The sequence below is a fragment of the Stieleria sedimenti genome, assembly GCF_025060895.1.
Lineage (GTDB): Bacteria > Planctomycetota > Planctomycetia > Pirellulales > Pirellulaceae > Stieleria > Stieleria sedimenti.
Genome location: NZ_JANZKV010000180.1, coordinates 1 through 12,629 on the forward strand (window position 1 = coordinate 1; position 12,629 = coordinate 12,629).

9 protein-coding genes are annotated in these 12,629 nt (G+C 59.2%); 8 read left to right on the forward strand and 1 reads right to left on the reverse strand.

Annotation, left to right across the window (positions count from 1 at the left end):
* Positions 1-256: 256 nt before the first annotated feature.
* Positions 257-1,759, reverse strand: coding sequence for a vitamin K epoxide reductase family protein (locus NZK35_RS22675; protein WP_259634810.1), 1,503 nt, complete (start codon positions 1,757-1,759; stop codon positions 257-259).
* A gap of 538 nt (positions 1,760-2,297) precedes the next feature.
* Between NZK35_RS22675 and NZK35_RS22680 the strand changes: the two genes are divergently transcribed.
* The 8 genes from NZK35_RS22680 to NZK35_RS22715 all read left to right on the forward strand — a co-directional run bounded on the left by NZK35_RS22680 (position 2,298) and on the right by NZK35_RS22715 (position 12,233).
* On the forward strand, positions 2,298-3,089 hold the full coding sequence (locus NZK35_RS22680; protein ID WP_259634811.1) for a tRNA-binding protein: 792 nt from the start codon (positions 2,298-2,300) through the stop codon (positions 3,087-3,089).
* A gap of 939 nt (positions 3,090-4,028) precedes the next feature.
* Positions 4,029-5,150 carry a DUF58 domain-containing protein gene (locus NZK35_RS22685; protein WP_259634812.1) on the forward strand — a complete coding sequence of 374 codons (1,122 nt, stop codon included), beginning with the start codon at positions 4,029-4,031 and terminating at the stop codon, positions 5,148-5,150.
* Positions 5,151-5,403: 253 nt separating this feature from the next.
* Positions 5,404-7,455, forward strand: a complete 2,052-nt coding sequence (locus tag NZK35_RS22690; protein ID WP_259634813.1) for a transglutaminase-like domain-containing protein — start codon at positions 5,404-5,406, stop codon at positions 7,453-7,455.
* Positions 7,452-8,429 carry an AAA family ATPase gene (locus NZK35_RS22695; protein WP_259634814.1) on the forward strand — a complete coding sequence of 326 codons (978 nt, stop codon included), beginning with the start codon at positions 7,452-7,454 and terminating at the stop codon, positions 8,427-8,429. The genes NZK35_RS22690 and NZK35_RS22695 overlap by 4 nt, the downstream gene beginning before the upstream one ends.
* 137 nt (positions 8,430-8,566) lie before the next feature.
* Positions 8,567-9,001 (forward strand): hypothetical protein, encoded by a 435-nt coding sequence (locus NZK35_RS22700; protein ID WP_259634815.1) that lies wholly within the window; start codon positions 8,567-8,569, stop codon positions 8,999-9,001.
* Positions 8,998-10,563, forward strand: coding sequence for a permease (locus tag NZK35_RS22705; protein ID WP_259634816.1), 1,566 nt, complete (start codon positions 8,998-9,000; stop codon positions 10,561-10,563). Before NZK35_RS22700 ends, NZK35_RS22705 begins: the two co-directional genes overlap by 4 nt.
* A gap of 231 nt (positions 10,564-10,794) precedes the next feature.
* A complete protein-coding gene (locus NZK35_RS22710) occupies positions 10,795-11,814 on the forward strand; it encodes a DUF1559 family PulG-like putative transporter (protein ID WP_259634817.1) in 1,020 nt (339 codons plus the stop codon).
* A gap of 8 nt (positions 11,815-11,822) precedes the next feature.
* Complete coding sequence (locus NZK35_RS22715) at positions 11,823-12,233, forward strand: carboxypeptidase regulatory-like domain-containing protein (protein ID WP_259634818.1); 411 nt, start codon at positions 11,823-11,825, stop codon at positions 12,231-12,233.
* The last annotated feature ends 396 nt before the right edge of the window (positions 12,234-12,629 follow it).

The following is a 12,629-nucleotide window of genomic DNA, read 5'->3' on the forward strand; positions in this document are numbered from 1 at the left end:
GTGGCCTGCGGCGGCTGAGGGTCGTTTGAACCGAGCGTTTGTCCTCGCTCTCCCCATTCGGACATCGCAGCAATGCCTCGAAAAACCTGGGTCCTGAGCGATTAGCCACTAAAATCCACGAAGAACCAGCGGGACAAAAACAAAAAGTGTCGCCGCCGTCCTCTGAAACGCGGCGTCCCACCGCAACTCAACAACTCAATCGCACGCTTGGTTTTTCTGGCCCTGCGATGGACGTGCGTACTGCCGAAATCTCCGGTCATCGAATGAATCGATCCCAGCTTCCGTAGGTCTGTTCAACACGTCCACGCGGTATCGACAGGACCGCAACGGCGATGCCAACGACCGTGGCTGTCATCGCATACCCGGTTGGCGAGTCCCCGAGCAGCCACGGACCGACAGCAAGTGCCATGGCCAAGCCGACGTTCAAGTAGCGGCCCGAACGGATCACCTCGCCCATGCAGACGACTGAGACGGTGACGATCAGCGCTCCGCTGAGATGTCCGATGTCGGCTGCGGTGGCCTTGATGTCGATCCCAAACAGCGTCGGTAGGAACATCGTGACCACTCCCAACAGCGAACAGGCGACCAACGTCCACGGGAAGCTCATTCCCCAGATGGATGCTTTGAAGAGCCCGACCGGCCTGTCAGGAAACTCGATCAGCGCTGGAGATCGTTCATCGGCTGTGCAACCGTCGGCTTTGCCACCCTTCCAGAAGATGGCCCACAACGAACCACCCCGATCGCCGCGCTGCTTCGCTTGCCGGACGTGTTGGAACATCGCAATGACTTCATCAACTTCCAACGGAATCATCGGCAGCATGATCAATGCCGCCAGCAGACACATCGCACACCATGCGTGAACGATAACCGGCTGTGAGATGACCAAGAAGATGTGTGTCAGACCGAGTGGAATGACGAGAATCCCAAAGAAGGCGACCATCCACGGCATCGTCCGCCAGCGAGAGGGACTGCCCATGTACCCCATCATGAACTCAAAGGTGTAGGACATCGCGCCCAGGCCTCCGTCGGAAATCGGCCACAGGTGCGACATCTTTGAATTCAGCACCTTTTCAGTATTGTTGGCGAAACCGAAAAACGGATCCCACACATAGTCGATGTATCCCAGCTGAAACATCGCCAGGTATCGCGAGACGATGAAGCCCAGAAATCCGGTCACAATCATGATCCATCGCTGTGGCCAACTGGATGGGTTGTAGCTCCATCCCGGTGGCTGAGCCGGGCCGTGCTGCATGAACATGATCATGTTCGGCATCCCCGGAATCAAAATGGTCAACGCCATGACCAGGATTCCGATCAATGAATCGTTGGCGTAGGCAGCAGCCGTGGGAGCCCAAAACGCAATCGGGGCGACGGTTAACCAAACGCCGACAAAACAGCATGCCCAGAGACTGTAAGGCCGATTCGGCTTGAGTGTCCTATAGCCGAAGACCAGCAACAAGACTCCGCTGATCACGTCACTGTAGGTCATCAACCAGGCGCGCAGCTGACGCAACTCGGGCGTCGATTCCTCCGCAAACCAAGGGCCGCGCCCGCCACTGGGATCGACCCACAACGATTCGTTGAGGTATCCAAAGTTGAACGGGGCGGTGATTAACCAGACGCCGAGCAGGGGAAGCGTCCAATAAATCCACAGCGTCTGCTGGTGATGCATTTCCAGCATCGAAAAACGGTCTTCGTCGGTCATGTGGTGTTCATGAGAGCCGTCGGCGCTGGTGTCGTCATCCTTTGATTCACGCATCTTCGACTCCGCCATCGGACGCGTAACGCCACGTGATCCCATCTTCATTTGAGGTTTGTCCTCGTCGTGTCTGCTGTGGCCTGTCTTACGTTCCGGCTAACCGCGGTTGCATGCCGCGTACCGTTTAAAAATTATTGGTGAACGAGACAAACTGCCGCACTCGCCGTGACGTTCTCGCGACCAATCTGGTCGATTTCCTGGCAGCGAGTTGACTTTTGCGCGTCCACGAAACGATTGCGGGCGTTCCTCGGATGGGAGGATGCCGAGCAATCGGACGGATACGTCGTGCGACGGGTGCTTACGGGTCTCGATCGTTGCAACGGGGTACAAGAAGCATGCCAACCCGATTTCGGAAACGATGCCGCGTGATTCAGTTGAGAAATCAGCGAGTTGGGCCCGAGAACCAGGGAGGGGACTGAAGCAATCCGGTTTGCAGCGAGAAGTCTTGAACCCGTTCGGCCATGAGCGCATCCTGGATGCTGGCCAAACCGTTCATCCGCCTCGGAATTTTTCACCGGCTCCCTCGGATTTCGACACCATGAGTGACTATCGCTACCACTTCGACGCCAAGATCACCGACACGCTCGTCTATTTGCCAAACCGCATTGCTTCGCAGTTGGACTTCGGCAAATCGAAGCGATTGCGGATCGACGGCGAGATCAACGGGATTCGCATCGAGTGCGGGGTGATGCGCAATAAGGGCAAGTGGTGTTTCATGGTGTCGAAGAAGTTGCAAAAAGAATGCGGGCTTTCGCCGGGAGATACGGCTCGCGTCAGTTTCGACATCGCTGATCCTGAAGCGGTCGTCGTGCCGACCGAGTTGCAGTTCGCGCTCGATGCGAACGAGTCGGCGATGTCGGTGTGGGAAAGCTGGACCGCCGGCAAGCGTCGCGCTCAATGTCTGCGAGTGTCGACGGCGAAGAAGCCGGAGACCCGGGAGCGGCGAGTCGACGAGGTGATCGCGCTGTGTCTGGCGGAAGCGGGAATGCAAACCGGCGTCACCGCGTGGCAGGCGTTCGAAAACCTCGACATGCGAGCGGGCACGGTCATCGCCGTCGAAGATCTGCCGAAGGCACGCCGGCCAGCCTACAGGGTAACGGTCGATTTTGGGGCGGGGTTGGGCACCAAGCGGACGAGCGCCCAGATCACGGATCATTACACCAAAGCGGAGCTGATCGGCCGACAAATCATCGGAGTGGTAAACATTCCACCGAAGCAGATCGGAACGTTCATGTCAGAGTTTCTGATCGTCGGATTCTATCGCGACGACGGATCGGTCATCTTGGCGGTCCCCGACAGGTCGGTTCCCGACGGTGCTAGGCTGGCGTGAACCGGGGCTGCTGCCGAGCGTCACGATTTTTTTTGACGACTTGACGAACCGACGTATTCGCGTCAACGTATTGCAAAGAGTCTTTGGTCGGACCGCTGTCTACACGATATACCCAAATCGAATTGTCTTTGATGGCTTCGTTGGTCCGATCTCTTTCGACGATCATTCTGTGCGGCGTGCTCGTTCTCGGGCACGCACCGGGCTGGTTGCATGTGGCCACATGCGATGGCCATCACGCCGCCGCAAAGACGCCGTCGGGGCATTCTTGTAGCTGTCATTCGCATCATTGCGAGACGGCATCGAACGACGCATCGGAACCCGACCGGCCGATCGAATCGGTGCCTCCGCATGATTCTGATTCGTGCGCGGTCTGCCAATCGCTGGCCGCTCCTTGCGGATCGATTGCCGGCGCGTCAACATTGGTCGTCTGTGATGCCGTGCATCCGATGCATGAACGCACACGGCCGACTGTCGACGTCGCTCGCTTCGTTTTCGTGCCACCGCTGCGTGGTCCCCCGTGCGAAGCCATTCTCTAGACGTTTAGTTCGCGTTTCACCCCCGGATCACCGCTCCGATTGGAACCGCGCCGGCTACCGCTGCGCCGATTCTGTTTCGAGAGCTGGTCCGGCAGGTTGCCTCTCGCAGTCGGTTTGCGCCGATCAGCGAGCGCTGCGAATCCGTGCGTTACCAAGCCAGCTTCGTGCGGGCGTGCGTCATTGTACGGCGCCCGGTCCGACCAAACCGTGTCGTGAAATACGCGCGTTCCGTGCGAAGCCTTTTGGCGATTCCATGAATAGAGGCACAGTAATGAATGCCCCGACGACTTACCCCTTGTGTGTCTCCATGGCCATTGTTCATGCTGCGCCCTCGGAGCGGGGTTGGTGGTCACGATTGTTGACAACCGATTTTTGCCCGTGGGCCAATCGTTTCGTTTGTTGGTTGAAAGAACCCGTCGGCTGGTTCGTGCTGGCCACCGCCGTTAGCGTGATCGTCGGTCTTTATCTGGCGCCGATCGGCTGGACGCTGGCCGCATCACTCGCGTCGGTCATCGCCGTTGGGATGGTGTGGCCGGCCGTTGCGGTTCGTGCAGTGAACTGCCGCGTGACCTGCGGCAACGCACAGATTCATGAAGGCGATCGGTGCGAATTGCATCTGGCCGTGCGAAACCGGTTGCCGCTTCCCGTCTGGGGATTGGCGGTCGAAGGGTTCTTGGATCGCACGCGCGAACAGAGCGACCAAGCGGCCACACCCACCGTTGCGTTGGCGTTCGTTCATGCCTGGGCGATTTCGAATTATCGTTTTTCGGTCCAGCCAGAGTTACGAGGACGCTATCCCGACGGCGATGCGATACTGACGTGTTCCTTTCCCTTCGGGATATGGACGGCCAAACGAAAGTTGCAAGACGTTGCATCGGTCACCGTCTGGCCCAGAGTGTTTTCGATCGCCGGGCAAACCGCGATGACCGGTCGACGAAACGCCGAATCCGGAGAAGGCAACCGAACAGGTCGGACTGGCGATTTTGTTGGGGTGCGGGAGTATCGTCGCGGGGATTGTGTGCGACAAGTCAATTGGGTCGCCACGGCGCGGTCGGGTGAGTTGGTGGTGACCGAACGAAGTGGCCCGGAGTGCCCAAGCGTGGAGGTGATCGTCGACGTGGCAGGGCCATCCAATCGTGATCAATTGGCAGATCGCATTCGAGTCGCCGCCAGTGTGCTGGCCAACTTGCATCAATCAGCGGTTCCACTGCGGGTGCACCTCGGACAGCGTCGCTTTCACGTTAAACGAGGCTGGGAGGGATGGTTGCAGATGATGGATGCACTGGCGGACGTCCCGGAGGGAGGCTTGGGCGATCAACGCAGTCCTAATTTGTCGCGACAACAGACCTCGATCACGATTGCTTCGGATCATCGCGGTGACATTGTGGTTTGCGTCGCCGACCCCAGCGTGAATCCACGGTTGATGAGTCGTCATTCGCATCAAGTGATTCGTCGCGATCACGACCTTGCGTCTCAATTGTTTGCGTTTTGGACAGAGGTGCGTGATGCCAACCTGGTCGCGTAGACGCATCGAAACGATCGGGTTGGCAGCGTTGGCCGTCTCAGCGGTGGCAGCACTTCGCGTTGGCGTGGAGTCTCGGTACTGGTTGTTGATGGAACTGGGAACGCTGTGCATCGCTTTCCTGGTCGCCGAATTCAGCAGGACTTGTCGTTTGAGTCGACACGATGCGGATCCGTTCGGCGGGCCGGAGGTAAGGCATCGTGAAAGGGGCGACGCGCGGCCACTCATGCGTCGCGGCTCACCAACTGAACGGGCCATGAAACGATTGGCGGGTGCCGCGACGGCCGTTCTGGCGTTCACACCGATCGTTTTTGCCATCGCTGCCCGCGCGTTCGGTTCGCCGATTGCCTTTGAGATGTCAACGCTTGCGACCGTCGGCGCCCTCGCCCTTTCCATGGGGTCCGCGGCGACGACCAATCGCGTTCGGAGTTTGTCGCTCGTTCTGAGCGGGTTTCTGGTGCTGTTTTGTGCCGTGATCTCCGACAACCGGCACGCCGCGTTGCTGCCGTTGGTCTGGATGCTCGGTTGCGTCTGGCATTTGATCGCCAACCATTGGGAACGCCTGGATCTGGCGATGCCCGATTCAGTGCAGCGGACTTGGTCATTGCGGCCCGGCATCCTGCTTGTCACGATGCTGGTGCTGACAGCCGGTGCCTATTCGGTCAAGGATCGCCTGACGTCATCGGGGCGACTGGCGATCGGCGTGATGCCCACCAGTGGCGGCAGTGAATGGTCCGACCCGGCCGCCCGCAGCGGGCTTGGTACCGGCGACGCCGCGGTTGCAGCCAAAGATCATGCCGAATCCTTCGGTGCCGTCGACTCGGACATGTTCTTGGAATCGACCGAGCCGACGCTGTTCGACATGTTCAATGACATGATCGGCGAACCGAAGAAGACAAAGAACAAGTGGGAACGTGCACAAGCGCTGGGAAACGAAAACTTCATCCCGTCGCACCAGCGGACCGCAAAGAGTGAGCAAGGTGGCGGGACGTTTTCGACCGAGCGGACGCGACCGAAAAAGCACCTCCATTCCAAGGACGCGAACGAGGCAAGCGTGGTCCAGTGGGATGGGCCAACCGGCATCCGTTTGGCGATGCACCGCTACGACACCTTTGACGGGCGAGAATGGTCGCAGTCGTCCAACCGGAAAAACATGTCGCTTAATCGAGTCGACATCAACAATAGAACATGGTTTTTTGATCCGCTCGGGCGTGCCGCGCTGTCGCGTGCCCCGGAAGACTCGTCGGTCGGGCTGCTCAAGATCATACGGCTCGACTCGCCGCGGCTGCCGGTTCCGATGATGACAGCCGGCGTGCATATCAAACAGATCGATCGACAAGACTTTTTTGGCATCACACGCGACGGCTGCTTTTTCATGCCGGGACGCGAAAAGGTGCCGCCACTGACGGTTGTGCACGCGGCCAGCGTCAATTTGACGGAAGATGCAATTCGGGCAGGTTTAAAGGAGCGGGTGCGGCCGGAACCACTGCCTGCCGGAATCGCTGAGTTGTCGGATCGAATCGTCGGAGACCAAACCGTCACGTTCGACAAGTTACAGTCCATCATCAACCATCTTCGCACGGAATTCACGTTCGAACGCGAAGGTGACCAGGCCGCGAGTTCGTTGGCGGAGTTCCTGCAGTCGCGTCACGGCGGCGATCATCTGTTCGCCACGACGGCAGCACTGTTGGCGCGTCAGATCGGCTTGTCCTCGCGTTTGGTCACCGGATTTTATGTTCGCCCCGATGCATTCGACATCACCGCCGGGCACGCTTCGGTGCTTCCGCGAGATGTCCACGTGTGGGCCGAAGTGCAACTGCAGGATGGCCGTTGGTTTGAGATCGAACCGACGCCGGGATTCCGGCAACCGCATTACAAACCATCGTGGATCTTGCTCGCACGTCGGTTTACTGCCGCATCTTGGCACATCATCGTCGGCGGGACGTTGGCATTGGCATGCGTTTACCTGACGCGTTGTTTTTGGATCGATTGGTTGCTCGCGGTGGCCTGGAGTCAGGCTCGTTGGCTGCGACCACACCGGCGGCTTCGATTGGCCATTCGAATCATCGAGACGCGGGCACGATTGGCCGGCCAACGTCGCCCGATCGGAAAATCTCAGCGAGCCTGGCTGGAACAACTCACCCGCGCCGACGCAACGCTCGCCAGCGCGGCCCGACAGTTTTCTGATGACGCCGACGCCTTGTTTTTCGGTGCCGGCATTGAACCCTGCAAACGTGACACGACCGCCCTGGTCGACTTGCTTCGCGTCCGCACGATCACCGCTCTAACCAAGGAGGCGACGTCATGAATCTGACCGCCGGAATCATCTCCCCCGAGGAATCCGCCGATTCCAATTCGTTATCCGACCTTCGATCTCTGCGAGACTATCTTCGCGGAGTGCTTCTGGGCAAAACAGAACAAATCGATTTGGTCATCGCATGCCTGCTCTCACGAGGGCACTTGTTGCTGGATGATTTGCCAGGCACGGGAAAAACGACGCTGGCCAAAGCGATCGCGGCGGGGATTCACGGTCGCTTGTCGCGCGTCCAGTGCACACCCGATCTGATGCCCGCCGACATCACCGGTTTCAGTTTGTTCAACCAGAAGACCCGCGAGTTTGAATTCCGACCCGGTCCGGTCTTTGCCGACGTGCTGTTGGCCGACGAATTGAACCGCACGACGCCGCGAACGCAAAGCGCGCTGTTGGAAGCGATGGCCGAGCGACAAGTCACGATCGACGGCAGCCCCCGCTCCTTGTCGCCGACGTTTTTTGTGATCGCCACCCAAAATCCCATCGACTCTCACGGCGCGTACCCGTTGCCCGAAGCCCAACTCGACCGATTCGCGATCAAGCTGCGGATCGGTTATCCGGATCGTGAAGCCCAGCGTCGGATTCTGCAGCGGGAAGTTCGCGACTTGACGGGAAACAACAACGATGCCCAATTGAATTCGCCCCTGTCATTGACCGATCTGCGACTTCTGCAGCAGAGAGCGCAATCGGTGAGTGTACATCGGCGTGTTGCCGACTACCTGATCGACTTGGTCGAAGCCAGTCGCGACGACGAAGCGGTCGAGTTGGGAGTCAGTCCACGAGGCATGGTGATCTGGCAAGCGGTCTCGCAGTCTTGGGCGATGTTGAAAGGACGCGATTTCGTCACGCCGACCGACGTCGCCGAGGTCGCCCATCCGGTTCTGTCGGTCCGTTTGCTGACACGTGGTGAAACCGTGGACAACGTGATCGATCGGATCATGAATTCCGTCCCCGCTCCGGAGTACAAGTGATGATCATTGCCAGAAAATCCCCAGTGACGACGCGACGTTCCGGTAATCCGAAGCTCCTGCCCAGACGCATCGTCGTTCAATGCCCTGGGGCAGCAGAAGCTTCACCCGCCCGGTCGGCTCATTTGCGATCGCTTTTCTTGGCGTTGTTGCTCGGCGTCATCGGCTGTGTCGGCGAGCCGGGATCGCCCAAAACGTCTCATTTTGAACACGACCACGAGGTGGCGAAACATTGGCCAAGCGATCTGGCGGATGCGTCCGCGAAACTTCGTGCCAGGCTCGATGCGATCGAAGCCGCGGTTGACGAAAATCCCGACGAGGCGCAACAGCTGGCGGACGAAGTCGCAGAGATCGTCAGCTGGGTGCCGGAGATCGCCGCCGACACGAACTTGTCCGAACAGGATTGGATCCCGCTCGATCACGCCGCGGAGTCGCTGGCCGCGAAACTCCGCGCCGCCGGCAGTGCGTTGACCGAGTCCAATCGCAGGCAAACATTCGCGTTGTGTGAACAGATTGATCAGGCACTCTCCAAGATTCCGGATCCATTCGCTTCACGGAAAGGGGCATCGCGATGAATTCAGCACCAGTCATGCTAGTCGGCGGACTGCTCCGCATCGCTCAAGGTTTCATCGCCGCCGCCCCGACGTTGTTGGTCGGGTTGTTGATCGCCGCGATTCTCCGTTACTACCTGGGACGTGATGGAACACGCCGGCTGTTCGGTGGCGATTCGCTACGAAGCCTGCCCCAATCCTGGTTGGTCGGCATGCTGTTGCCGGTCTGCTCCATCGGTGTGTTGCCGATTTTGATCCAAATGCGGCGTTCGGGTGTCAAACCGGGTGCGATGTCCGCGTTCGCCCTGTCGGCGCCGCTGTTCAACCCGTTGTCGTTGCTGTACGGGCTGACGTTGAGTCGACCGCTGGTCATCATCTTGTTTGCACTCGGTTCGTTGATCATCGTGACCGCGCTGGGGTGCTTGTGGGATTCTCTGGATCGACGCCGGCAGCAGACGGCTGATTTCGACCGGGAGGAGAGTGATTCCGAATTAATTGGCTCGCGTCGTTTGGCGGCAACGGTCGTTCACATGGCGCGCGACGCGTCGGGGATTCCGCTGGCTTTGACGCTGCTCGCCCTCTCGGGGCTCGCGCTCTTGGCGGCTATCTTGCCATTCGGCGCGATGCAACACAGTGTCGAACGCGATGACCCGATGGCACCACTGACGATGTTACTAGTCGCGGTGCCGGTTTACGCAACGCCGATGTTGGCGATGAGCCAATTGGGCATGATGTTTCAACATGCCAATTCCCCCGGCGCGGCCTTCACGTTGCTGATTCTTGGAACCGGGATGAATTTCGCCACACCGTTTTGGTTTGGCAAACACTACCGATGGAAACCGTCGGCGTTGTGGCTGGCCGGACTCGTGTTGATTGTCGTCGGTATTTCGTATGGCATCAACAAACCGCTTGTGCCGCCGGGCGTGCAACCCGCCGGCCATACCCATGCGTTCGACATTTATGCCAACCCCCTGTCATCGTTTCCTCAAAATGTTTGGGCCGCGTGCGAAGAAGTGATCTCGAAACAGGCAGACCTAGCGGGCTGGATCTCGATGGCGGTGCTCGCCGGGTTTGTGACACTCGGTGTGATCCTGCGGGCGCTGGCGATTGACGAGTCAAGGTTGGCGGTCGCGAAACCAGAAACGGCCGAAGTGAACGGACCGCGAGGATTTGACGTCATCGTTCCGCGAACCGTGCTGGGAGCAACCCTGTTGGCCGGATTGGTGGCACTGAGTGTCGTTGCCTGCTACGCCTACTACCCGCCGCCGGAGGAATGCTTGGAAGAAATTGCCTTGGCCCGCGCGGAGTGCTTGTCGGCTGCGAACAGCGGCAACAAGGATCACGCTCTGTTCTGGCTACCGGTTTGGGAAGAGTGGAGCCGACGTCTGGAGGTGGGCACCTTCCTGCGATGCGGCGAACTACGGCGTTACCAGAGCATGCAGGGGTTCCTGATCCGCAAGAAGCTGGAACTGCTTGAGCACGAACTGGAACACGACCCCTACGAGCCGGAGGAGGTCAAGGCAGTGATTCAGGGAATCTTTGCCACCAATTCGCGTTGGGTCGCAAGCTTTCGCGATCCGTCGTAGTGCTTTTCCGCGGCGAAACGTGCAGTATCGCACACGAAACGACGGCCAACCCCGGTCACGCGACGGGAACAACCTCAGCCGGCATCTTCCCGTGTTTTCCGCAGTTTGACGAGCGTCGTTGACAAAACATCGCAGGATCCAGATCAGCTGGCGCACGACCGCCACCGACGAACTATAATCCTCGGTGGTCGGACCGGACCTCTTCAATCAGTGAAGCTCTGGAGTGAATGAATGAAAACGTCAGTCTCGCGGGTCGGTTTTACGCTGATCGAGTTGCTGGTCGTCATCGGAATCATTGGAATCTTGGTTGCCTTGTTGCTGCCCGGCGTGCAGGCTGCGCGGGAAGCGGCAAGACGCGTCGATTGTTCCAATCGAGTGCGGCAATTGGCCCTCGCGACGCAAATGCACCACGATGCCTTTAAGTATTTTCCGCCCGCACGCTACGAGTCGCGACCGGACGCCCAGCCGTCCGATCAATGTGGGTTGGAAACGCCCACCTGGCTGGCCCGGGTCATGCCGTTCATTGAACAAGTCTCCCTGGCAGATCAGTGGGATTTTTCCAAGCCGTGGCACCAGCACGACGAAGACGTTCGCACCGTCGTTCCCGACATTTTCCTCTGTCCATCGCGACGCAGTGGCACGAGCCCCGTCGGCACCCGCAGTCTGCGGACCACCGTGACGGGCGGCGGCGGTCGCTTGCCTTGCGGATGCCCCCTGCCGCCACGTCCAGTCGATGTCTCTCTCGACGTCCCCGGCGCGCTTTGCGACTATGCCGGAAACCATGGCGACTTGAGCCCCGGAGCGACCGGCGAGCCCACCGATTTCTATTTCGGGGGCAACGGCACCGGAGTCATCATCAGTGTTCGCCCCAACTGTAAAGATGGCGATGCGATCAGCCCTTCCGATCGGATTCGCATGGCATCGGTCAGCGACGGAACCTCCAACACGTTTCTGTTCGGCGAGAAATTCGTCCCGATCACCAAATTGGAACAGTTTCCGTTTGATTCGCCCGCTTATGACGGAGATCATCTGCCCGCATCCTGTCGCCTGGCAGGTCCGGGGCTGCGGCTGGCAAACGGCCCCAACGATGTGCTGGCAGACATGTTCTCCTTTGGAAGCTGGCACCCGGGCGGCGTTCATTTTGCCCTCGTTGACGGAAGCGTTCGCTTCTACAGCCCCGACACCGACACCAAAGTCCTCGGGGCGTTGGCGAATCGACGCGATGCCCGCGTGGTCGAGCTGGCTCGGTGAGCAGCGTTATGACCAGAGCCGTCCTGTTTGCGATGGGAGCCCTGTACGTTGCCATGTGCGTGGGCTGTGATTCGTTCGTCGGTCCGACATCCGGGGTGGTCCGATTTGACGATGGAACGCCTGTTTCGTCGGGCAGTATCGAATTTCGCAGACTGACGGACAAAGAACGTTTTGCCAGTCGGATCACGCCCGAGGGGGCATTCCAGCCCGCCAATCAAGACGGGGAGATCGGTCTGCCGCCGGGACCGTACGAGGTTGTCGTGGTGCAAATCGTGTTGACCGAAGATTTGGCCAAAGAAGCCCATTCGCACGGAAACACCGTCCCCCGTCGCTATGCCGATTACTACACCAGCGGGCTGAAGGTCGACATTGACGACGGACAGACCGATCCGGTCGAGATCGTGCTTCAGTCGCATTAAGTAAAACGCGAAACGCCAGTGTTTCGCGACAACCTTCGTCGCCAGCGTTCCAGTGTCCGGGCGTTCCAATCGCCCTTGGTTGACCCCCCGCCTGACCTGAGCAAAATTGATTGTTGCGGCCGGTCCGAATCTGAGGCGGAAACCGTTCCGCAGCGTTTGCCCAAAGGGCATCCACAACATAGCCTGGGGTCAGGGAACGAGCGCAGCGGAGTGACCGCCACCCCAGGGAAAGAACGCCAAACCCGCTCTCTCCCCCTTTGAGGTCGAGCAGGTCTTAATTCGTTGAGACTAAAAGGTTTTCGTCACTCTCCCCCTGGGAGAGTCGAGCGTAGCGAGGAGAGGGTTTGCGTTGTTGCTTGGGATCGCCCATCAAGAGTGAAGTGAGCGCCGCGATTC